The organism is Pectobacterium polaris (assembly GCF_002307355.1).
GTDB classification, from domain to species: Bacteria; Pseudomonadota; Gammaproteobacteria; order Enterobacterales; family Enterobacteriaceae; genus Pectobacterium; species Pectobacterium polare.
In genome coordinates this window covers 572445-596725 of sequence record NZ_CP017481.1, presented here as the reverse complement: position 1 = coordinate 596725, position 24281 = coordinate 572445, and the positions used below count along the sequence as shown (strand labels likewise).

Sequence of the window (24281 nt, the reverse complement as noted above, 5' to 3'; positions counted from 1 at the left end):
AGATGTGTGTTAAGTGAAGTGCTCACACAGATTGTCTGATGAAAATACTGAGCAAGCGCACCTGTTGATGTCATGAGTGTAGACTCATGCTGACGCGAAAGTGCCGGGTTTATGATCCGGTACGGATTTTTCGTGTCCCCATCGTCTAGAGGCCTAGGACACTGCCCTTTCACGGCTGTAACAGGGGTTCGAATCCCCTTGGGGACGCCAATCCGATAATGAGTGAAAGACATTATCACGAATATCTTAAAGATGATTCTTCGGAGTCATGTTTACGATATTGCTCTTTAACAATCTGGAACAAGCTGAAAATTGAAACATGACAGCTGAACATGCATTGATACCTGCGGGTATGAATGGTGTATCAGTGTGTCAATGAGTCTCTCAAATAATCGCAGCACGACAGTGACTTTGATTTATCAAAGACACCTTCGGGTTGTGAGGTTAAGCGACTAAGCGTACACGGTGGATGCCTAGGCAGTCAGAGGCGATGAAGGGCGTGCTAATCTGCGATAAGCGTCGGTAAGCTGATATGAAGCGTTATACCCGACGATACCCGAATGGGGAAACCCAGTGTGTTTCGACACACTATCATGATGTGAATACATAGCATCATGAGGCGAACCGGGGGAACTGAAACATCTCAGTACCCCGAGGAAAAGAAATCAACCGAGATTCCCCTAGTAGCGGCGAGCGAACGGGGAGGAGCCCAGAACCTGAATCAGTTTGTGTGTTAGTGGAAGCGTCTGGAAAGTCGCACAGTAAAGGGTGATAGTCCCGTACACAAAAATGCACAGGCTGTGAGTTCGATGAGTAGGGCGGGACACGTGACATCCTGTCTGAATATGGGGGGACCATCCTCCAAGGCTAAATACTCCTGACTGACCGATAGTGAACCAGTACCGTGAGGGAAAGGCGAAAAGAACCCCGGCGAGGGGAGTGAAATAGAACCTGAAACCGTGTACGTACAAGCAGTGGGAGCCTTGATTAATCAGGGTGACTGCGTACCTTTTGTATAATGGGTCAGCGACTTATATTCTGTAGCAAGGTTAACCGAATAGGGGAGCCGCAGGGAAACCGAGTCTTAACTGGGCGTTAAGTTGCAGGGTATAGACCCGAAACCCGGTGATCTAGCCATGGGCAGGTTGAAGGTTGGGTAACACTAACTGGAGGACCGAACCGACTAATGTTGAAAAATTAGCGGATGACTTGTGGCTGGGGGTGAAAGGCCAATCAAACCGGGAGATAGCTGGTTCTCCCCGAAAGCTATTTAGGTAGCGCCTCGTGAACTCATCTTCGGGGGTAGAGCACTGTTTCGGCTAGGGGGTCATCCCGACTTACCAACCCGATGCAAACTACGAATACCGAAGAATGTTATCACGGGAGACACACGGCGGGTGCTAACGTTCGTCGTGAAGAGGGAAACAACCCAGACCGCCAGCTAAGGTCCCAAAGTCATGGTTAAGTGGGAAACGATGTGGGAAGGCACAGACAGCCAGGATGTTGGCTTAGAAGCAGCCATCATTTAAAGAAAGCGTAATAGCTCACTGGTCGAGTCGGCCTGCGCGGAAGATGTAACGGGGCTAAACCATGCACCGAAGCTGCGGCAGCGACACTTAGGTGTTGTTGGGTAGGGGAGCGTTCTGTAAGCCGTAGAAGGTGGCCTGTGAGGGCTGCTGGAGGTATCAGAAGTGCGAATGCTGACATAAGTAACGATAATGCGGGTGAAAAACCCGCACGCCGGAAGACCAAGGGTTCCTGTCCAACGTTAATCGGGGCAGGGTGAGTCGACCCCTAAGGCGAGGCTGAAAAGCGTAGTCGATGGGAAACAGGTTAATATTCCTGTACTCGGTGTTACTGCGAAGGGGGGACGGAGAAAGCTAGGTTATCCGGGCGACGGTTGTCCCGGTTTAAGCGTGAAGGTGGATGACTTTGGTAAATCCGGGTCGTCATTAACACTGAGGCGTGATGACGAGTCACTACGGTGATGAAGTAACCAATGCTACGCTTCCAGGAAAAGCCTCTAAGCTCCAGGTAACATCAAATCGTACCCCAAACCGACACAGGTGGTCAGGTAGAGAATACTCAGGCGCTTGAGAGAACTCGGGTGAAGGAACTAGGCAAAATGGTGCCGTAACTTCGGGAGAAGGCACGCTGATGGTAGGTGAAGTGACTTGCTCACGGAGCTGAAATCAGTCGAAGATACCAGCTGGCTGCAACTGTTTAATAAAAACACAGCACTGTGCAAACACGAAAGTGGACGTATACGGTGTGACGCCTGCCCGGTGCCGGAAGGTTAATTGATGGGGTCAGCCGCAAGGCGAAGCTCTTGATCGAAGCCCCGGTAAACGGCGGCCGTAACTATAACGGTCCTAAGGTAGCGAAATTCCTTGTCGGGTAAGTTCCGACCTGCACGAATGGCGTAATGATGGCCAGGCTGTCTCCACCCGAGACTCAGTGAAATTGAACTCGCTGTGAAGATGCAGTGTACCCGCGGCAAGACGGAAAGACCCCGTGAACCTTTACTATAGCTTGACACTGAACCTTGAGCCTTGATGTGTAGGATAGGTGGGAGGCTTTGAAGCGTGGACGCCAGTCTGCGTGGAGCCAACCTTGAAATACCACCCTTTAATGTTTGATGTTCTAACGTGGGCCCGTGATCCGGGTTGCGGACAGTGTCTGGTGGGTAGTTTGACTGGGGCGGTCTCCTCCCAAAGCGTAACGGAGGAGCACGAAGGTTAGCTAATCCTGGTCGGACATCAGGAGGTTAGTGCAAAGGCATAAGCTAGCTTGACTGCGAGAGTGACAGCTCGAGCAGGTGCGAAAGCAGGTCTTAGTGATCCGGTGGTTCTGAATGGAAGGGCCATCGCTCAACGGATAAAAGGTACTCCGGGGATAACAGGCTGATACCGCCCAAGAGTTCATATCGACGGCGGTGTTTGGCACCTCGATGTCGGCTCATCACATCCTGGGGCTGAAGTAGGTCCCAAGGGTATGGCTGTTCGCCATTTAAAGTGGTACGCGAGCTGGGTTTAGAACGTCGTGAGACAGTTCGGTCCCTATCTGCCGTGGGCGTTGGAAGATTGAGAGGGGTTGCTCCTAGTACGAGAGGACCGGAGTGAACGCACCACTGGTGTTCGGGTTGTGATGCCAATTGCATTGCCCGGTAGCTAAGTGCGGAAGAGATAACCGCTGAAAGCATCTAAGCGGGAAACTTGCCTCGAGATGAGTCTTCCCTGGGCACTAGATGCCCCTGAAGGGCCGTTGAAGACGACGACGTAGATAGGCTGGGTGTGTAAGCGTAGCGATACGTTGAGCTAACCAGTACTAATGACCCGAGAGGCTTAACCTTACAACACCGAAGGTGTTTTGAGACGACTCAAAAAACAATACTCAGCTTGTTCAAAGATTGGTTCTGATGGTTGTGCGAGCGCGTAAGCAACGTATAACGGTTGGAATGAAACAGAATTTGCCTGGCGGCGATAGCGCGGTGGTCCCACCTGACCCCATGCCGAACTCAGAAGTGAAACGCCGTAGCGCCGATGGTAGTGTGGGGCTTCCCCATGTGAGAGTAGGGAACTGCCAGGCATCAAACAAGTGGAAAGCCTCTGTCGAAAGACAGGGGCTTTTTGCTATGGGGAATTTTGGGGTTAGCTGCAAGAATTTGCTCACCGTTTGTACGCAGAGAAACCCATAGGGAATAGTAAATATAGGGAAATTCATGACGATCTTATATATCCAGATCCGTAAGAATAAAATGGTTGTTCGTAATCCTGAAACGTCTCAGGAGTTAAGTGATTCCAGTCAGGTTTTTAGTAATTCACGCTTACTGGTTGCTGATTTTTTTCGTGCAGAGAAAGTTCTTCAAGATTTAGCCGACAAGTTTATCAAACGTAGCTGGTTTAAATTTGGTCAGGATGTGCTGATTATTCATGCTCTTGAAATGAATGAGGGTGGTTTGTCTCAGGTTGAGGAACGTATTCTTCAGGAAATAGCTGTTGCCGCTTCACCGAAGGCGCGATTGATTGTAATAGAACGCTCTCAGACGTTAGTCGATGCGGAAGTGATTGAGCTGGCAAGGAAAAAAAGATAAAGCATGTGGCGCGTTCTTTGGGCACAGTGAAACATTTTCACCTTATGCGCTGAGCACTCGACATTAGTACAAAAACTCGCTATCTTCGGGCATCTGGATGTCTAAACGTTTAAACGTATGCTTTGAGGATATAAGGTTATGCCAATTCGGGTTCCTGATGAGTTACCAGCTGTCAATTTTCTGCGGAATGAGAACGTCTTTGTGATGACGTCCTCGCGTGCTAAAACGCAGGAAATTCGTCCCCTCAAAGTGCTGGTGCTGAACCTGATGCCTAAAAAGATCGAGACTGAAAACCAGTTTCTGCGCCTGTTATCCAATTCTCCCTTACAGATCGATATCCAGCTGTTGCGTATCGATAGTCGTGAATCAAAGAATACGCCGGCTGAGCATTTGAATAACTTCTACTGCGATTTCGACGACATCCAAAACGAAAATTTTGATGGCCTGATTGTGACTGGCGCACCGCTGGGATTAGTCGATTTCTGTGATGTTGTTTATTGGCCACAGATCGCGCGTGTCATTGAATGGGCAAAAGAGCATGTTACCTCCACATTGTTTGTGTGTTGGGCTGTGCAGGCTGCTCTCAATATCCTTTACGGCATCCCCAAAATGACCCGTAAGGAAAAGCTATCCGGCGTTTACCTACATCAAACGTTGCAACCTCATGCCTTGTTGACCCGCGGCTTTGATGAAACGTTCTTGGCACCACATTCACGCTATGCAGATTTCCCCGCTGATGTAATTCGGCAGCATACTGATTTAGAGATTCTGGTTGAGTCGGAGCAGGCCGGAGCCTATCTGTTTGCCAGCAAGGATAAGCGTCTGGCGTTTGTTACCGGACACCCAGAGTATGATGTCTTGACGCTCGCGGGCGAGTTTTTCCGCGATTGCGATGCTGGATTGGATCCGGCCGTTCCGGTGAATTATTTCCCCGATGACAACCCTGAATTGGCACCGAAAGCGAGCTGGCGTAGCCACGGTCATCTGCTTTTTGTTAACTGGCTGAATTACTATGTTTACCAGATTACGCCTTACGATTTACGCCGGATGAACCCTACGCTGGACTAACCCATTTCCCTTCTTTTCTCTAAGGCACCTTCAAGGGTGCCTTTCTTTTTTGTGCTGAACCCTTTCATTTATGTTGCTTAGTGAAAGTCATTTCTCTTCTTTTTGGATTTTAATTTTCATTTTTATCATGATGTTAATTTCTACTTTTAATTAAAATGGAAATTGTTTTTGATTTTGTTTTTTATTGTATTACGCTTAATCCTGTCGGCTAAGAAATGTACATACTGGTTTGCCGATTTGGCGGTTGTTGATAAATGAAGCGGAATCTGAAAAGGAACCACGAATGATGCAGCAGACGATAAACAGAGAATTGGCGTTTAGTCAGCGTTTTGGCGAAGGTGAGAAGCAAATTCTTACGGAAGAAGCGATTGATTTCTTAACGGAGCTGGTCGCGCATTTCACGCCAGCCCGTAATCAATTACTCGCTGAACGGCAGGTACAACAGCGTAATATCGATCAGGATAAGTTGCCTGATTTTATTTCAGAAACGGCTTCCATTCGTGATAAGGCATGGACAATACGCGGTATTCCCGATGACCTTCAGGATCGTCGCGTTGAAATTACCGGTCCGGTCGAACGCAAGATGGTGATCAATGCATTGAATGCCAACGTGAAAGTGTTCATGGCGGACTTCGAGGATTCGCTGTCGCCGAGTTGGGAAAAGGTGATCGACGGGCAAATCAACTTGCGTGATGCCGTACGCGGTACGATTTCCTACATCAATGAAACAGGAAAAATCTACCAGCTGAAACCCAATCCTGCCGTATTGATTTGCCGGGTACGCGGTTTGCATTTGCCTGAAAAACACGTGTCTTGGCAGGGGGAAGCAATTCCCGGCAGCCTGTTCGATTTTGCGCTGTATTTTTTCCACAACTATCAGGAATTGCTGAAGAAAGGTAGTGGCCCTTATTTCTATCTGCCAAAGACCCAATCATGGCAGGAAGCGGCCTGGTGGAATGATGTCTTCTGCTACACGGAAGATCGCTTTGATCTGCCGCGCGGGACGATCAAAGCGACAGTGTTGATTGAAACGCTGCCTGCCGTTTTCCAGATGGATGAAATTCTCTATCACTTACGTGACCATATCGTTGGGCTGAACTGCGGCCGCTGGGATTATATCTTCAGCTATATCAAAACATTAAAGAACCACAGCGATCGCGTTCTGCCCGATCGCCAGTCGGTGACGATGGAAAAACCCTTTCTTAGCGCTTACTCACGGCTGTTGATCAAAACCTGTCACCGTCGCGGCGCGTTCGCTATGGGCGGGATGGCAGCGTTCATTCCGAGTAAGGATGCGGAACGCAATAATTGGGTGTTGGATAAGGTACGTAAAGACAAAGAGCTGGAAGCTCACAATGGTCACGATGGCACTTGGGTAGCTCATCCGGGGCTGGCCGATGCGGTGATGGAGGTGTTCGATCGGGCGTTAGGTGAGCGTAAAAATCAGCTCGAAATCAGTCGTGAACACGATGCGCCTATTCGTGCAGAAGCGCTGCTGGAGCCTTGCCCGGGAGAGCGCACGGAAGTGGGGATGCGCGCGAATATCCGTGTGGCGGTGCAGTACATCGAAGCATGGATATCCGGCAATGGCTGCGTCCCGATTTATGGGCTGATGGAAGATGCGGCAACGGCAGAAATTTCCCGTACCTCAATCTGGCAGTGGATTCGCCACGGCAAGACATTGAGTGATGGTCGAGTGATCACCAAAGCGCTGTTCCGCCAGATGCTGGCCGAAGAGATGTTTGTGATTCAAGAGGAGCTCGGTGATGCCCGTTTCAGCGGAGGGCGCTTTGATGAAGCCGCTCGGCTAATGGAGCAAATTACCACGCAAGATGAGCTGATCGACTTCCTGACGCTACCCGGCTACGCATTGCTTGATTAATCCTGACTGATAATAAAAAGGAACCTCTGCTATGACGACCTCTCGTACCCAACAAGTCCAGCATATCGAAAAAGAGTGGAAAACCGCCCGCTGGGAAGGTATTACGCGCCCCTACAGCGCAGAAGATGTGGTTAATCTACGGGGATCGGTGAACCCGGAATGCACGCTCGCGCAGCTCGGCGCAGCAAAGCTATGGAACCTGCTGCATGGTGACTCTCGCAAAGGCTATGTGAATTGCCTGGGCGCGCTGACGGGAGGACAGGCTTTACAGCAGGCGAAAGCGGGCATCGAAGCGATTTATCTTTCCGGTTGGCAGGTGGCGGCGGATGCCAATCTGGCGTCCAGCATGTATCCCGACCAGTCGCTCTACCCGGCGAATTCCGTACCTGCGGTGATTGAACGCATCAATAACACCTTTCGGCGAGCCGATCAGATTCAGTGGTCGAACCGTATTGAGCCGGGCGATAAGCGTCATACCGACTACTTTTTGCCGATTGTTGCGGATGCAGAGGCAGGGTTCGGCGGTGTGCTGAATGCGTTTGAGCTGATGAAATCGATGATCGAAGCGGGTGCTGCTGCGGTTCACTTTGAGGATCAGCTGGCATCGGCGAAGAAATGCGGGCACATGGGGGGAAAAGTACTGGTGCCGACTCAGGAAGCCATTCAGAAACTGGTTGCGGCCCGTCTGGCGGCGGATGTCCTGGGCGTGCCCACCTTACTGGTCGCGCGAACCGATGCGGATGCGGCAGATTTGCTGACTTCCGATTGCGATGAATATGACCGTGATTTCATCACCGGAGAACGTACGGTGGAAGGCTTCTATCGCACGCGAGCCGGGATCGAGCAGGCAATCAGCCGTGGTCTGGCCTACGCACCGTATGCCGATTTGGTGTGGTGTGAAACCTCAACGCCGGATTTATCGCTGGCGCGTCGTTTTGCCGAGGCTATCCACGCGAAGTTCCCCGGTAAGCTGCTGGCGTACAACTGTTCCCCTTCCTTTAACTGGAAGAAGAATCTGGATGACAGCACGATCGCCCGTTTTCAGGACGAGCTGTCGGCGATGGGCTACAAGTACCAATTCATTACGCTGGCTGGCATTCACAGCATGTGGTTCAACATGTTTGACCTGGCACACGCCTATGCGCAGGGCGAGGGGATGAGACACTACGTAGAAAAAGTACAGCAGCCTGAATTTGAGGCGATTAAAGACGGCTATACCTTCTCATCGCATCAGCAGGAAGTGGGTACCGGCTACTTCGATAAGGTGACGAACATCATTCAGGGAGGCGAGTCTTCAGTGACGGCGCTGACGGGATCGACGGAAGAACAGCAGTTCTGATCCTAACCCGGTCAGTGTTCGGCTGGCCGGGTTTCATCGGGAGATCATGATGACGCGTGACCTTGAAAAGCTGGTGGCGCAGACGATCCTGCAAGGGTTTGATGCGCAATATGGACGTTTTCTCGAAGTGACGGCAGGAGCGCAGCAGCGTTTTGAACAGGCCGACTGGCCCGCCGTACAGCAGGCAATGAAACAGCGTATTCACTTATACGATCACCATGTTGGTCTGGTGGTTGAACAGCTGCGCTGTATTACCGGTATCCGCTGCAATGATGCGGATTTTTTAGCGCGAGTGAAGCATATCTATACCCGCTTACTGCCGGATTATCCACGTTTTGAAATTGCTGAGAGTTTCTTTAATTCTGTCTACTGTCGGCTGTTTAACCATCGGGAACTGACGCCTGATAAGCTGTTTGTTTTCAGCTCTCAGCCTGAACAGCGCTTTCGTGAAATTCCCCGGCCTATCGCCAAGACGTTTGTGCCCACTGACGGCTGGCAGAACATGTTGGAAAAGCTGCTGAGCGATGTGCCGCTGCGTTTACCGTGGGAGGATTTGCCGCGTGATATTGGTTATATCACTGCGTATTTGCAGCGTACTTTCTCATCAGCGGAGCAGCTTGCGCAGGCGACGCTACAGCTGGCTAATGAGCTGTTTTACCGTAACAAAGCCGCCTGGCTGGTAGGGAAATTGTCGCTCCCTGACGGTGTTTTTCCGTTCCTGCTACCGATTCACCACAACGAACGCGGGGCGCTATTTATTGATACCTGCTTAACCAGTCAGGCTGACGCCAGCATTGTGTTCGGCTTCGCCCGCTCTTACTTCATGGTGTATGCCCCGTTACCGTCGGCGCTGGTGGCCTGGCTGCGTGACATTTTGCCGGGGAAGACGACGGCGGAGCTGTATTTGGCCATCGGCTGCCAGAAGCACAGTAAAACCGAGTATTACCGCGAATATCTGCACTACATTGCCGAATCAGAAGAGCAGTTTATTATCGCGCCCGGCGTGAAAGGTATGGTGATGCTGGTGTTTACGCTACCTTCGTTCGATCGCGTATTTAAGGTCATCAAAGATCGCTTCGCGCCGCAGAAAGAGGTAAGTGCAGAGCGGGTAATGGCGTGCTATCAGCTGGTGAAAGAGCACGATCGCGTGGGGCGCATGGCGGATACGCAGGAATATGAAAACTTCGTCATCGATAAGCATCGTATCAGTCCAGAGTTGCTGGATGAGCTTTGGCGTGAGGTACCGGAAAAGCTGGAAGATCTGGGCGATCAGTTGGTGATCCGACACTTGTACATGGAACGCCGGATGACGCCGCTGAACCTCTATCTTGAACAGGCAAGTGCGCAGCAGTTGCACGATGTGATTGAAGAATACGGCAATGCTATCAAACAGCTGGCCGCGGCGAATATTTTCCCCGGCGACATGCTATTCAAGAATTTCGGCGTCACGCGTCATGGGCGAGTCGTATTTTATGACTACGATGAAATCTGCTACATGACTGAAGTGAATTTCCGCAAAATCCCGCCGCCGCGTTACCCAGAGGACGAACTGGCCGCCGAGCCGTGGTACAGCGTCGCGCCGAATGACGTGTTTCCCGAAGAATTTCCGCACTTCCTGTGCAGTGACCGCCACATTCGTACGCTGTTTGAGGAAATGCACGGCGATCTGTTTTGCGCGGATTACTGGCGAGTATTACAGCAGCGTATCAGAGACGGGTACATTGAGGATGTTTACGCCTACCGACGCCGCAAGCGTTTCAGTCAGCGTGCTGAGCCGCTATACACCACAACTGAGAATGACTCTGGCCTTTGTCGTTATCCGGCGTAAAAAATTATGCTGAGGAGATAGCAGGCTTAGGATGAGCCGCAGGACGCGGCGAAAGCTTGCGCCACGTAGGGAACGTGTCGCAAGCGGTCCGTTAAGCCTGATACCGACGAAGGCACCGCGTCAGCGGCATAATTCCCGCCGAAAGCCTGGGTACACAGGGCGGCGGCGACTGAGCGCCCTGTGTCGGGCGCGTGCTACGACGTAGCATGAAAATAACGGTATTATTGCGCACGAAACCTTCCCACAGTCTGCATAAACATGCGCCTAAAAGGCTTATAACCCGCTGTATTCCTGCATGACCTGTTTCGCGGCCTTGATTACCAGCGCGCCGAGTTCTGTTACGCGGTCGTCCGTTATGCGCGATACGGGGCCAGAGATGGAAATAGCGGCGAACGCTTCATGATGTTCATCCAGAATACAGGCCGCGATGCAGCGTAGTCCCAGCGCGTGCTCTTCGTCATCGAACGAATAGCCCTGCTTGCGAATCAGCGACAGGTTTTCTTTCAACGCTTGTGGCGAGCTGAAGGTGTGTGGCGTGTAGCCATGCAGCCCTTTCTTGTGCAGCAGTTGAGTGACCTGAGCATCGGGTAAATGTGCCAGAAACGCTTTCCCGGCACCGGAAGCATGCATCGGCAGCTTACCGCCGATCGGTGCGGACATGCGCATCAGCGCCGTACACTGTACCTGATCGATGATGATCGCCTGGCTGTCGGTCTGATCGAGCACGGCCAGATTGACGGTTTCTCCCGAGTCTTCCATTAACTTGCGTACTATCGGATGCACAATCGCCAGCAGGTTGCGGCTTTGCAGAAAGCTGCTGCCGACGATAAACGCGTGTGAAGCAATTGTCCACAGCCCCAAGTCGCCAACCTGACGCACAAAGCCCTGTTGCTGCATGGTGGTGAGCAGACGGTGGGTCGTGGAATTCGGTAAACCGGCCTGCTGAGCGAGATCGGTTAGCGCCACGCTGCCGTTGGCTTTGGCGATATATTCAAGCAGCGTCAGGCCACGGGTCAGCGACTGAACCTGCCCGGTTGGCTGTGCGGCGGTGCCCGCGCTGGCTCTGGGTTTTTTCCCGCGTTTAGCTGGCTCTGGTGGCGTCATGGCGTCGATTCCTTTTTATGGTAATGGAATTGATTTTCGTTTTTTTACCGCAGAATGCAACTCTTCTTTCTCTGCGCTTTTTATCGGCAAATGACCTGAAAAAGTCTCATGCTACACCGCGTTAGCGTGTTCATAACTTATGCTAGGATAGACGCAATATATATCGTATTTATTGGCCGGGAATGGGGTTCGCGTGAGTAATCGGGTAGACGAATTGCGGCGTCAGTTGGCGCAACGCATTATGGTGCTGGATGGTGGTATGGGAACCATGATCCAGGGTTATCGCCTGGAGGAAGCAGATTATCGCGGCGAGCGCTTTGCTGACTGGCCGAGCGATGTGAAAGGGAATAACGATCTGCTGGTGCTGACCAAGCCTCAGGTGATTAGTGAAATCCACGACGCCTATCTGGAAGCCGGTGCCGACATTCTCGAAACCAACACCTTCAACGCCACCACCATTGCAATGGCGGACTATGATATGCAGGCGTTGTCGGCGGAAATTAATACCGTTGCTGCACAGTTGGCGCGTGCCAGTGCGGACAAATGGACGGCCTTAACGCCGGATAAGCCGCGTTATGTTGCCGGTGTGCTCGGCCCGACGAACCGTACCGCGTCGATCTCTCCCGATGTTAACGATCCAGCGTTTCGTAACGTTAGTTTTGATCAACTGGTGGAAGCGTATCGCGAATCGACACGCGCATTGATCGCAGGCGGCGTCGATCTGATCATGATCGAAACCATCTTCGATACGTTGAACGCCAAAGCAGCGAGCTTCGCGGTAGAAAGCGAGTTTGAGGCATTAGGGATCACACTGCCGGTGATGATTTCCGGCACGATCACGGATGCGTCAGGGCGTACGCTATCCGGCCAAACAACAGAAGCGTTTTACAACTCCTTACGTCATTCCCGCCCGCTATCTTTCGGCCTGAACTGTGCGCTGGGGCCGGATGAACTGCGTCAGTATGTCGCTGAACTGTCACGTATTTCAGAATGCTATGTGAGTGCGCACCCGAACGCAGGGCTGCCCAACGCCTTTGGAGAATACGATCTGGATCCGGCTGATATGGCGAAACATATTGGAGAATGGGCGCGATCCGGTTTTCTGAATATTGTCGGTGGCTGCTGTGGATCGACTCCTGCGCACATTGCCGCGATGGCAAAAGTGGTGGAAGGTGTGCCGCCGCGCAAGCTGCCAGAGATTCCGGTGGCCTGCCGCCTGTCTGGTCTGGAACCGCTGAATATCGATGCCAACACGCTGTTTGTTAACGTTGGGGAGCGGACGAATGTTACTGGTTCCGCACGTTTTAAGCGTTTGATCAAAGAAGAAAAATATAACGAAGCGCTGGATGTTGCCCGTCAGCAGGTGGAAAGCGGTGCGCAGATCATCGACATCAATATGGATGAAGGCATGCTGGATGCGGAAGCGGCGATGGTCCGTTTCCTGAATCTGATTGCTGGTGAACCGGATATTGCTCGTGTGCCGATCATGATCGATTCCTCTCGGTGGGAGGTGGTTGAGAAGGGGCTTCAATGTATTCAGGGCAAGGGAATTGTTAACTCGATTTCCATGAAAGAAGGCGTTGAGGCCTTTGTGCATCACGCCAAACTGGTACGGCGCTACGGCGCGGCTGTGGTGGTGATGGCGTTTGATGAAGTCGGTCAGGCGGATACCCGCGCACGTAAAATTGAAATTTGTCGCCGGGCGTACCGCATCCTGACGGAAGAAGTCGGTTTCCCACCGGAAGATATCATTTTCGATCCGAACATTTTTGCTGTGGCAACGGGGATCGATGAGCACAACAACTACGCGGTGGATTTCATCGAAGCCTGTGCGGATATCAAGGCGCAGCTACCGCATGCGATGATCTCCGGCGGCGTATCCAACGTTTCCTTCTCATTCCGCGGCAACGATCTGGTGCGTGAAGCGATCCACGCCGTCTTCCTGTATTACGCGATCCGCAATGGTATGGACATGGGGATCGTGAACGCCAGCCAGTTGGCGATCTATGACGATCTCCCTGTTGAACTACGCGATGCCGTTGAAGATGTGATCCTTAACCGTCGCAGCGATGCCACCGAGCGTATGCTCGATCTGGCAGAAAAATATCGCGGCAGCAAAACGGAAGATGAAGGCAGTAAAACGCAGGCGGAGTGGCGCGGCTGGGACGTGCGGAAGCGTCTGGAATATTCGCTGGTTAAAGGCATTACCGAATTTATCGAGCTGGATACCGAAGAAGCGCGCCAGCAGGCGACGCGGCCGATCGAGGTGATTGAAGGCCCGCTGATGGACGGCATGAATGTGGTCGGCGATCTGTTCGGCGCGGGGAAAATGTTTTTGCCGCAGGTGGTGAAATCCGCCCGTGTGATGAAGCAGGCGGTGGCCTACCTCGAACCTTATATTGATGCCAGTAAAGACAAAGGCTCGTCCGCTGGGAAAATCCTTCTGGCAACGGTAAAAGGCGACGTCCACGATATCGGCAAGAATATTGTCGGCGTGGTGCTGCAATGTAACAACTACGAGATTATCGATCTGGGCGTGATGGTGCCGACGGATAAAATCCTGAAGACCGCGCGTGAAGAGAAGGTCGATATCATCGGGCTGTCTGGGCTGATTACGCCGTCGCTGGATGAAATGGTCAACGTGGCGAAAGAGATGGAGCGTCAGGGCTTTACGCTGCCGCTGCTGATTGGTGGCGCGACGACGTCTAAAGCGCATACCGCCGTGAAGATTGAGCAGAACTATAGCGGTCCGACGGTCTACGTGCAGAATGCCTCGCGCTCTGTTGGCGTGGTGTCTGCGCTGCTGTCCAGTGCGCAATATGACGACTTTGTTGCACGTACCCGTAAAGAGTACGAAACCGTGCGTATTCAGCACGCGCGTAAAAAGCCGAGAACGCCACCCGTGACGCTGGAGGTGGCTCGTGCTAACGCTTCGGATCTGGATTGGGAAAACTACACGCCACCCGTTGCGCATCGACTGGGTGTTCAGGAAGTGACGGCCAGTATTGAAACGCTGCGCAACTATATCGACTGGACGCCGTTCTTTATGACCTGGTCGCTGGCCGGGAAATATCCTCGCATTCTGGAAGATGAGGTGGTGGGTGAAGAGGCCAAGCGCCTGTTTGCCGATGCCAACGCGATGCTGGATGATTTGTCCGAACGCGGCGCACTTAACCCTCGTGGCGTGGTTGGCTTATTCCCGGCGAACCGCGTTGGGGATGACGTCGTGATTTATACCGATGAGCGGCGTGAAACGGTGCTGTCCGTTAGCCACCATCTGCGCCAGCAGACGGAAAAAACCGATTTTCCGAACTACTGCCTGTCTGATTTTGTGGCACCGAAATCCAGCGGCAAGCCGGATTATCTCGGTGCCTTCGCGGTGACTGGTGGGTTGGAAGAAGATACGCTGGCCGATCAGTGGGAAGCTCTACATGATGATTACAACAAGATCATGGTGAAGGCGATCTCCGACCGTCTGGCGGAAGCCTTTGCGGAATACCTGCATGAGCGTGTGCGTAAGGTCTACTGGGGCTATGCGCCGAATGAGAACCTCAGTAATGAGCTGCTGATCCGCGAGAACTATCAGGGCATCCGTCCTGCGCCGGGTTATCCGGCTTGCCCTGATCACACGGAGAAAGTGCAAATCTGGCAGCTGTTGGATGTGGAAAAGCACACTGGTATGAAGCTCACCGAATCCTATGCTATGTGGCCGGGCGCGTCGGTATCCGGCTGGTACTTCAGCCACCCCGACAGCAAATACTTCGCCGTCGCGCAAATCCAACACGATCAGGTAGAGGATTACGCGGTGCGTAAAGGGATGGATGTGAGTGAGGTGGAGCGCTGGCTGGCGCCAAACCTCGGCTATGATGCAGATTAAGAGGTTGAGTAAGTAGCTTACGATATTGCTGCCTGAATTATGCATTGCCGGGGGGCGTTTCGTGCGTGATGAGCCACATGATTTCTCTGTGGCACTCGCACCACGCCCGCTCAGGGCGCTCAGTCGCCGCCGCCCTGAGAACCCAGGCTTTTTGGCGGAAATTATGCCGCTTTGCGGTTCCTTCGGCATTCGAGAACGCTAATCGTGCCGCTAGTGACGCGCTCCCGGCGCGGCACTAGCTTTCGCAGCGTCCATGCTGCTCACACGGCGTCCTCGCTCGCCTCAGCATAATTTTTAACGCCACTTGAAAAGCAAAACCAGTTAGCCTATCGCCATGCAATATTGATTGCGATGAGAATAATTATCAGTCTTATTGATGCGTTCGCTACGCAATGATAAGGTGAATAACGATCTCTGTAGCGAATACGTCGCTGCGTCACGTCATTTCCGCTAACCGCAGGCCTGATTCTGGGCGTTAAACAGGATGAGGGTATCTTCCCGCTCATGCTCAAACGACTCTTTTCCATTGAGGATTTCTTCGACATCGGTGAACGTTACGGGATTGATTACCACTTCCCGCAGCTGTCGTCCTGCCGTGAGCGCGCGAAAGAAAAGCGTATCGTGGTGCAGGGTGATGTCGAAGAGATGACGCTGTCCTCTGGGATTTGCCTGACGAATTCCAACGTGCAGGTGTTGCAGCCTTACGAATCGACGTCGTTGCACTGCTGTCCGTTTTATACGCTGGTGGTGCTGGAAGGTTGCGTCGCGCTGCGTCTGAACGGCAAGGAATTTGTTGTGCGGTCTGGTATGGCATTCAGCACCCGGCTGGGTGATCCGTTAGTCATGAACGCCAGCCACCTTGCGGACTGTCATCTTCGCACCGTATCGCTGGGGATTTTCCCCACCACTTTCGCTTTGGATCCGCTGTTGGGCTCGCTGCTGAACGAGTGGGAGCAGAGCGGTAATCCGACATTTTTATGGCAGGTTCCCGGCTATTTGTTATCCGGGTTGCAGCACGCGCTGGAAAACACCGTGCCGGGATTATCGCGCCAGCTGATGCTGGAAGGCGTGATGCTACAGCTGCTAGGGCAAGGTCTGTCATTCGGGCAACGTGGGGGAGAGCGGCGCGTCTTGCCTCCGCCCGGTGAACAGAATCGACTGGAGAACGTTCGACGGCTTCTGGCGCAACAGCCTGAAAAAGAGTACACCCTCAATGAATTGGCGCAGCTGGCCGCGATGAGCACCAGTAGCCTGCGTACCAAGTTTCGTCAGGCGTATGGTCATTCGGTCTTTGACTATCTGCGTGACTGTCGGCTGGAACTGGCTCGGCGGTATCTGTTGCAGGGATATAGCGTTCAGCAGGCGGCCTGGATGTCGGGCTACCAGCACGCGACCAACTTTGCCACGGCTTTCCGGCGGCGTTACGGTATGGCACCGAGCGATGCACGTATGGTCAGCTAGCGTTTCCTTTCTTATCACTCTCCTGAGCCCTATTTATGCCAGATATTGCCACTTGGCTGTCCGCTTGACGCTTTCTCGCTGAGTTCCCGTTTTGTCATTACGCATACGCAAGTTGTCACTGCGCATAGCTATCGCAAGACTAAAAACAGTAATAATTCTTATTTACAATAATAAGGTCTGTGGAGATTCCCATGTTCAGAAAAACGCGGCTGGCGCTGGTGGTTGGCTGTTTCACCAGTGGATTCACGGTGTCGGCACTGGCGCAGGATACGCCATCCTCTTCTTCTCAGGGCGATACGTTAGTCGTGACGTCTCAAACGCAACGCGGCGCGACTAAGCTGGAAACGCCCGATATCGAGACTCCTCAGGCCGTTTCTATCATTACGCGCGACCAGATTCAGGAACAGGGTGCGACCAGCGTTCGTCAGGCGGTCGGCTATACGCCGGGCGTGTACAACAACCAGATCGGCGCGTCCAACCGCTTTGATTACATGGTGCTGCGCGGCTTTTCCGACGGCAGCCTCGATAACGTCTATCTCGACGGGCTGAAGATGATGGGGGATACCAACTCCCATAGCTCGCTGGTTATCGATCCCTGGTTCCTCGACAGCATTGAAGTGGTCAGAGGCCCGGCGTCCGTACTCTATGGCCGTTCTTCTCCGGGTGGGATTGTGGCGCTGAATTCCCGTCAGCCGTCGTTCGATCGCAGCGGGCAGATCAAACTGTTTGCAGGTAATAATGCACAGCGCGGTGCGGCGTTTGACGTTACCGGTCCGCTGGATGATGACGAGCGTTTTGCGTTCCGTCTGGGCGGGATGGTGCGTGAGGCGGATACCCAATTTGGGCCGCTGAAAGAAGAACGCTATGCGATTGCACCTAGCCTGCTGTGGCGGATTTCCGACAAGACCCGTCTGGAGTTGATGGCGTACCTGCAACGCGATCCTGAAGGCGGCAGTCACTCGGGGTTGCCGTATGAAGGTACGGTAGTCGCGCACAACGGGCGGAAAATCTCGAACACCTTCTATGAAGGGGAAGATAATTATGAGAAATACGACCGTAAGCAAAACATGGTGGGATACAACGTTGAGCATGGTTTTGATAGCGGCTGGGCGGTGCGCCAAAAAGTGCGTTATCTGCGTACCAAAGTGCATTTGGATCAGGTGTACGCCTATGGCTGGACGCAGCCGACCGCCGATACGTTGACCCGCTATTACTCTGGTTCCCGCGAGTCGCTGTCTGCGCTAACGTTAGATAATCAGCTCGATGGCAGCGTGGATACCGGTGCGGTGAACCACCGTCTGCTGGTGGGGATTGATTATCAACAACGTCATAATGATGTGGATTGGCCTTCGGGTTCCTTCCCGGCGCTCGACGCGTTTAATCCCGTTTACGGTTCCGGTCCAACGGCCATGTCCGGTACGCTGGAAAAGCACAAGCTGCAACAGACAGGCATCTATGTGCAGGATCAAATGAGCTGGGAGCGTTGGCGTTTAACGTTGGGTGGTCGTCACGATCAGGTAAAAATCACCACTATCAATAAAAATAGCGGTGACCGTGGTGAGCTGGATGAGAATAATTTTAGCTCACGTGCCGCGTTGCTCTACCTGTTTGATAATGGCTTTGCGCCTTATGTGAGCTATTCCACGGCCTTCACGCCAACCAGTTTTGCTGATGCGAGTGGCAACATCCTTGAGCCGATGAAAGGCAAACAGTGGGAAGCGGGCGTTAAGTATCAGCCGGAAGGATCGCAAAACCAATATAGCCTGTCGGTATTCCGTATTAATCAGAAAAATGTCGCGACGAAGAATCAGCCCAGCGATCCGTATCGTTCCATCGGTGAAATTGAATCGGAAGGCGTGGAGCTGGAGGCTGTGAGTCATATCACCGAAAACCTTCGTTTGCAGGCGGCCTATACCTATACGGATATCCGCTATAAGAAGAGTGATGATGTGAATGAACAAGGCCGACGTGCGGTTTACGCACCGCGCAATCAGGCTAGCGCCTGGGCTAGCTATGATGTCAAAAGCGGTCCGCTGGACGGCCTGACGATTGGCTCCGGCGTGCGTTACGTGAACGGCGTGACCTCCGATCGTGCCAACACCCACACGCTGCCTTCTTATACGCTGGTGGATATGGCGGTGGGATACGATCTCTCGAAGGTCGGTCTGAAAGGGCTGAGTGCACAGCTTAACGTCAATAACCTGACCGACAAACGCTACGTAGCAGCCTGTAACTCGCTGGAATTCTGCTACTTCGGTGCGGAGCGTAGCGTGGTCGGTAGCGTCTCTTATTCGTTCTGATCGCGCGTGTTGCGACAATGAAACGAAAGCCGGGGGAAACCCGGCTTTTTCATATCATGTACTCGCTAACTATTAATACAGGCCAATCACCTTCCACCACAGCAGACCCGCGCTCATGAAGATCGCCTGATTCACCAGACTGACGACGAAACCGGTGCGCCACCATACGGCGGTGGGCACGTAGCCTGCGCCGAACAGGATGGGGCCGCGAGCGTGGGTATATTGCGTCAGTGAACAGTACAGGCTGCTGGTAAACGCCAGCATGAACGCCATCGGCACTGCTGGAATGTTCAGGTTGATCCCGACACTGAGGAACACCGCAAAAAGTGCCGCGATCTGCGCGTTGCCGCTGGCAAAGAAATAGTGGGTGTAGAAATAGGCCGCATTCAGCAGCAACAATACCAATACCCAGCTGGTTCCCTGCATCAAGTGACCGATGTTGCTGCCGATGAGATCGCCAAACCAGTTGGTGAAGCCGAGTTTTTTCAACTGATTCGCCATCATCAGTAGGGCAGCGAACCAGATCAGCGTATCCCATGCCCCTTTCTCGCTCTTCACGTCTTCCCAGCTCAGTACGCCGGTTAGCAGCAGGAAAGACAGCCCGACGAACGAGGCGGTCGTGGCATCCACGCCTAATTTATCGCCAAAAATCCACAGCACCAGCAGCAGGACAACAGTGAATGCCATCAGCCATTCACCGCGGCTCATGTTGCCCATTTTTGCCAGTTCGGCGACGGCCAGTTTTGGCGCATCCGGCGTATGGCGAATTTCCGGCTTGGTCAGCCAGTAGACGAGCAGGGGAACAACCGCCAGAGAGATCAAGCAGGGTACGAGCGCTGCCAGAAACCAGCTTCCCCAAGTGATGGTCACGCCCGCGTTGGCCGCCAGTTTCACCGCAAGCAGGTTGCCGGTGTAAGCGGTCATAAACAGGGCTGCCGTCACGTCGTTAACGTTACCGATGCAGGTAATCAGGAAGGTGCCAATCTTACTGCGTGAGGCATCTTCCGGTTTGGAGTCGAAGCTGCGCGACAGCGAATCGGCAATGGGATAAATAATCCCGCCGCAGCGGGCGGTGTTGCTCGGCATCGCGGGGGAAAGCACCAGATCGGCAAAGGCCAGCCCGTAAGCCAAACCCAGCGTGCGTTTTCCCAACATACGGATCATCTGCAAGGCGATACGGCGACCCAGCCCTGTTTTGATAAAGCCACGCGCGATCATGAAGGCGACAACAATCAGCCAGATCAACGAGCTGTTCAGGTCGCTGAGTGCGGTTTGTATCGCACCGCTGGCCGTTGTATCTCCCGCGGCGTATGTCAGCGCAAAGAGCGTGATACTGATAATACCGATAGCCCCAATCGGGAGAACATTCGCGACAATGCTCACGATCGTGGCGACGAAGAGGACGGCGGAGTGCCAGGCGGCGGGGCTTAAGCCAGTTGGGGGTTCCATGTGCCAAAAAAAGGCGGCGATGGCGAGAATAATGATTAGCGGAAGCCAGTTCAGTCCATATGAGGTTTTCGTTTTCATCCATTTTCCTTACTCGAGGGCTGCAAGATTGTGCAGCGTTATAACCCATAAGAGTTATAGGGATAAAAAGAGCATAGCGCTAACCGGGAAAGGCGTGAGGCAAAATTATGGGCTTATTGATTTGGATTCTGTTTTTTAAATATTGTCAGTTAAGTAATTTTTATACGTCATTGACCGCTGCACGATTTTGCTTTGGCGCGGACTGCCTCGCAGTACGGCCTGCCAACATCTGGTAAGATGGTCGTTCATTACGTCATCAACACATTCTATTTCATCAACACACGTTTAGCTGGAGGCGAGGACTTTTTGTTAACACTGCTGAATCTCCTTTCTGCGATTGCGTTACTGGTGTGGGGCACTCACATTGTCCGTACCGGTATCATGCGGGTTTATGGCACCCAGTTACGGCGGGTTCTCAGCGATAGCGTTGAGAAAAAACCGTTGGCTTTTATGGCCGGTATTGGCGTAACCGCGCTGGTGCAGAGCAGTAATGCGACCGCGTTACTGACGACCTCTTTTGTCTCACAGGGGCTGGTGGCATTAACGCCTGCGCTGGTGATTATTCTCGGGGCGGATGTCGGGACGGCACTGATGGTGCGTATTCTGACGTTCGATCTGTCCTGGCTTTCTCCGCTGCTGATTTTTCTGGGCGTAATATTTTTCCTCAGCCGTAAGCAGACGCGGGTGGGTCAGGTTGGTCGCGTGGCGATTGGGCTCGGGCTGATTTTGCTGGCGCTGGAAATGATTGTCGTGGCCGCGGCTCCGATCACGCAAACGTCGGGCGTGAAAGTGCTGTTTTCCTCGTTGACGGGCGACGTCATGTTGGATGCACTGGCGGGCGCGCTGTTCGCGGTAATCACCTATTCCAGTCTGGCAGCGGTGCTACTGACGGCAACCTTGACGGCAAGCGGTGTAATTTCGCTGGAAGTGGCGATGTGCTTGGTTATTGGTGCCAATCTGGGCAGCGGATTACTGACGATGATGAGCACCTCGACGCAGAATGCGGCAGGCCGACGCGTGGCGCTCGGCAGCATGTTGTTCAAGCTGATAGGCTGTTTGGTCGTGCTGCCGCTGGTTGAACCGCTTTCGCGCTGGTTGACGCGTATTCCGCTGGGTGCCGAAGAGCTGGTCATCTACTTCCACTTGTTCTACAACCTGATTCGCTGTCTGCTGCTGATCCCGCTCACCGGCGTGGTGGCACGGCTGTCCTGCGCGATGATTGCTGACTCGCCGCAGGTCGATCTCCAGATGAAACCGCGCCATCTGGACACCAGTTCTCTGGATACGCCAGCGCTGGCACTGACCAACGCCGCACGAGAAACGCTGCGCATTGGCGATGTGCTGGAGCAAATGCTGCGTTTGTACCGTGAAGTCTTGCAGGGCGACCATATGCAACGGCGGGAGATTCGCCGACTCGATGATGATGTCGATATCCTTTACACCGCGATTAAGCTCTATCTGGCGCAAATTCAGAAAGACGGATTGGATGAGCGAGATTCCCGGCGCTGGGCAGAAGTGATTGAAGTGGCGCTGAATCTGGAGCAGGCGGGAGATATTATCGAACGCATGGCAGATGACATTGCCAATCATTCCTCTGGTGTACGCATGGCGTTTTCCGCGCAGGGTCTGGAAGAGTTGAACCATCTGCATGAACAGCTGCTGGCGAATTTGCGTCTGGGGCTATCGGTTTTCCTGTCGGAGGATGTCACCAGCGCGAAACGCCTGCGCCGTGCCAAACACCGTTTCCGCATTATGAACCGCCGTTATGCCCATGCGCATGTCGACCGCTTACATCAGCACAACGTACAGAGTCTGGAAACCAGTTCGCTTCATTTGAGCTTACTTGGGGACATGAACCGACTGAATTCACTGTTCTGTGCGGTAGCGTATAACGTCTTGATTGTGCAACAGGATGGGGACGAAGAGCGCGAAGAATCACCGCTGACGTTATGACAGAATCTTGTGGGGGAGGTTTCCCCCACAAGATAGACGTTGCTTACTCGAATAGGCTGCGGTGCAGCGTTTGTACCACTCGCTCGGCGTCATCACCCGGTACCAGGAAGCACAGGTTGTTGCTGCTGGCGCCGTAGCAGATCAGGCGAATACGGAAGGGTTCCAGTACGCCAAATACTTCTTTCCCGACGCCACAGGCCTGAGACAGATTGTTGCCGATCAGCGCGACCAGCGACAGATTCTCTTCAACCTCAACCCGACACAGCGATGACAGCTCAGTCAGCAAGGCGCTGGAGAGCAGGCTGTCGCCTGTTGAGGTGGAGCCGGTTGTGTCGAGCGTCAGTGCGACGTTGACTTCTGACGTGGTGATCAGGTCAACGGAGATGTTGTGACGCGCCAGAATGCTGAACACTTCAGCCAGAAAACCGCGTGCGTGCAGCATGTTCAGGCTATACAGCTTAAGCAGCGTTTGTTTACGACGCAGCGCCAGCGCGCGGAACAGCGGCGGGTTTTCGGTTTTATTGCACACCAGCGTACCGCCAGCGGCTGGATCTTTGCTTGAGCCGACGAACACAGGGATATCGCTACGCACCGCAGGCAGCAGCGTGGCCGGGTGCAGGACTTTCGCGCCAAATGTCGCCATCTCGGCGGCTTCTTCAAACATGATTTGGTCGATGCGTTTTGCCGTCGGCACCACGCGTGGATCGGTGGTGTAGATGCCGGGAACATCGGTCCAGATATCAATCCGGCTGACGTTGAGCGCTTCGCCCAGCAGCGCCGCCGTATAATCGCTACCGCCGCGACCCAACGTGGTCGTGCGACCTTTCGCTTCGCTGCCGATAAAGCCCTGAGTGATCACCAGACCTTGCTCAAGACGCGGCTGCAACTGGCTGCGAGTCAGTTCACCTAAAACCTCGAAGTCCGGCTGAGCACGGCCAAAGTGATCGTCGGTACGCATGATTTTGCGCACATCGAACCATTCTGCAACGACATCACGCTGGCGCAGAATCTCGACAAACAGCAGGGTAGACATCAGTTCGCCGTGGCTGACCAGTTCATCGGTCAGGGCGTTTGACGTCGCGAGCGCCGTCGCTTCAGACAGGGTGGTGATGCTGTCCAGCATGCGATCAATCTCATCGCGAATAACGCTTTGGTCGGTCAATTTGTCGATGATGGCGTATTGGATTTGGCGGATTTTTGCCAGATGCTCGGCGCGCGCTTCCGGCGTTTGGCCTTCCGCGAGCGCGACCAGTAAATTCGTAATACCCGCTGATGCTGACAGCACCACAACGCGCACATTCGGGTTGGATAACACCACATCAGCACTGCGATTCATGGCGTCAAAGTCAGCCACGCTGGTGCCGCCAAATTTGGCAATAACGGTAGAGTTCGCGTTTGCGGATACTTCAATTGCAGACATGTCAAAAAACCTCGTGTCAGGGGGTAGGCTGTTTTTCAGTAAACAGCATTCCATTAATCAGCCTTGGCACAGGGGGAGAGCAAAAGTAGGGGGCAGGCGTAGAAAATGACTACGATACACCCAGAAGCGCTCCACCTTGCTGGACGTCCATTAGGACAAATCCGGTGACAACCCAGAGGATTCAGCCTCTGTAGTCGATAGGATGAAAGCCGTATTTTCACCGCATCTCGGCGTCGCTCCCCCTCGGATATCATCAGCGGATTACGGTTCCTCCGATATCTTACCTGGGCGACGCGCCTCTTCTGGCTTGCACACCGAGTGTGCAAGTACGGTGTTAGAAATAACGGGTTATGCCGTTTCTGTCAATAAACAATCTGTCAGTGAACAATCTGTCAGTGAACTACAGGGCATAAATCGCTTTTAGCAAGA

General features: G+C 53.2%; 12 protein-coding genes, 1 tRNA gene, 2 rRNA genes and 1 riboswitch. Of the genes, 12 read left to right on the top strand and 3 right to left on the bottom strand.

The genetic code is table 11. The annotated features are described in order from the left end of the window. The first annotated feature begins 134 nt into the window (after nucleotides 1-134). The 8 genes from BJJ97_RS02615 to aceK all read left to right on the top strand — a co-directional run bounded on the left by BJJ97_RS02615 (nucleotide 135) and on the right by aceK (nucleotide 10210). Nucleotides 135-210 (top strand) — tRNA-Glu (locus tag BJJ97_RS02615). Between the two features lie 232 nt (nucleotides 211-442). Beyond that, nucleotides 443-3352, top strand: a 23S ribosomal RNA gene (locus BJJ97_RS02610). Between the two features lie 120 nt (nucleotides 3353-3472). Next, a 5S ribosomal RNA gene (rrf, locus tag BJJ97_RS02605) occupies nucleotides 3473-3588 on the top strand. Nucleotides 3589-3721: 133 nt separating this feature from the next. Beyond that, a complete protein-coding gene (locus BJJ97_RS02600) occupies nucleotides 3722-4093 on the top strand; it encodes a YjaA family stress response protein (RefSeq protein ID WP_095992992.1) in 372 nt (123 codons plus the stop codon). A 138-nt stretch (nucleotides 4094-4231) separates the two neighbouring features. Then, nucleotides 4232-5161: a homoserine O-acetyltransferase MetA gene (gene metA, locus BJJ97_RS02595; RefSeq protein WP_095992991.1), complete on the top strand. Its 930-nt coding sequence runs from the start codon at nucleotides 4232-4234 to the stop codon at nucleotides 5159-5161. A gap of 283 nt (nucleotides 5162-5444) precedes the next feature. Beyond that, the gene (gene aceB / locus BJJ97_RS02590) at nucleotides 5445-7043 is read left to right on the top strand and encodes a malate synthase A (protein WP_095992990.1); all 1599 of its coding nucleotides are present in this window, start codon (nucleotides 5445-5447) and stop codon (nucleotides 7041-7043) included. 31 nt (nucleotides 7044-7074) lie between these two features. Continuing rightward, nucleotides 7075-8382 carry an isocitrate lyase gene (gene aceA, locus BJJ97_RS02585; protein WP_095992989.1) on the top strand — a complete coding sequence of 436 codons (1308 nt, stop codon included), beginning with the start codon at nucleotides 7075-7077 and terminating at the stop codon, nucleotides 8380-8382. 49 nt (nucleotides 8383-8431) lie between these two features. Continuing rightward, nucleotides 8432-10210 (top strand): bifunctional isocitrate dehydrogenase kinase/phosphatase, encoded by a 1779-nt coding sequence (gene aceK, locus BJJ97_RS02580; protein ID WP_095992988.1) that lies wholly within the window; start codon nucleotides 8432-8434, stop codon nucleotides 10208-10210. A gap of 273 nt (nucleotides 10211-10483) precedes the next feature. On the opposite strand, the gene iclR is transcribed toward aceK, so the two are convergent. Beyond that, on the bottom strand, nucleotides 10484-11314 hold the full coding sequence (gene iclR, locus BJJ97_RS02575; RefSeq protein WP_039462458.1) for a glyoxylate bypass operon transcriptional repressor IclR: 831 nt from the start codon (nucleotides 11312-11314) through the stop codon (nucleotides 10484-10486). A gap of 241 nt (nucleotides 11315-11555) precedes the next feature. Here iclR and metH point away from each other — a divergent pair, with 241 nt between their 5' ends. From metH to foxA, 3 genes are all read left to right on the top strand, one after another. Next, complete coding sequence (gene metH, locus BJJ97_RS02570; RefSeq protein ID WP_264372084.1) at nucleotides 11556-15191, top strand: methionine synthase; 3636 nt, start codon at nucleotides 11556-11558, stop codon at nucleotides 15189-15191. A 504-nt stretch (nucleotides 15192-15695) separates the two neighbouring features. Continuing rightward, the gene (locus tag BJJ97_RS02565; protein ID WP_095992986.1) at nucleotides 15696-16652 is read left to right on the top strand and encodes a helix-turn-helix transcriptional regulator; all 957 of its coding nucleotides are present in this window, start codon (nucleotides 15696-15698) and stop codon (nucleotides 16650-16652) included. Nucleotides 16653-16843: 191 nt separating this feature from the next. Beyond that, complete coding sequence (gene foxA, locus BJJ97_RS02560; protein WP_095992985.1) at nucleotides 16844-18952, top strand: ferrioxamine B receptor FoxA; 2109 nt, start codon at nucleotides 16844-16846, stop codon at nucleotides 18950-18952. 72 nt (nucleotides 18953-19024) lie between these two features. On the opposite strand, the gene BJJ97_RS02555 is transcribed toward foxA, so the two are convergent. Continuing rightward, a complete protein-coding gene (locus BJJ97_RS02555; RefSeq protein ID WP_095992984.1) occupies nucleotides 19025-20479 on the bottom strand; it encodes a DASS family sodium-coupled anion symporter in 1455 nt (484 codons plus the stop codon). A gap of 306 nt (nucleotides 20480-20785) precedes the next feature. Here BJJ97_RS02555 and BJJ97_RS02550 point away from each other — a divergent pair, with 306 nt between their 5' ends. After that, a complete protein-coding gene (locus BJJ97_RS02550) occupies nucleotides 20786-22432 on the top strand; it encodes a Na/Pi cotransporter family protein (RefSeq protein ID WP_039285368.1) in 1647 nt (548 codons plus the stop codon). Nucleotides 22433-22475: 43 nt separating this feature from the next. Here BJJ97_RS02550 and lysC read toward each other — a convergent pair whose 3' ends face one another. Further along, a complete protein-coding gene (gene lysC / locus BJJ97_RS02545) occupies nucleotides 22476-23852 on the bottom strand; it encodes a lysine-sensitive aspartokinase 3 (RefSeq protein WP_095701974.1) in 1377 nt (458 codons plus the stop codon). Nucleotides 23853-23968: 116 nt separating this feature from the next. Continuing rightward, nucleotides 23969-24162, bottom strand: a riboswitch (Lysine riboswitch). Nucleotides 24163-24281: the final 119 nt, after the last annotated feature.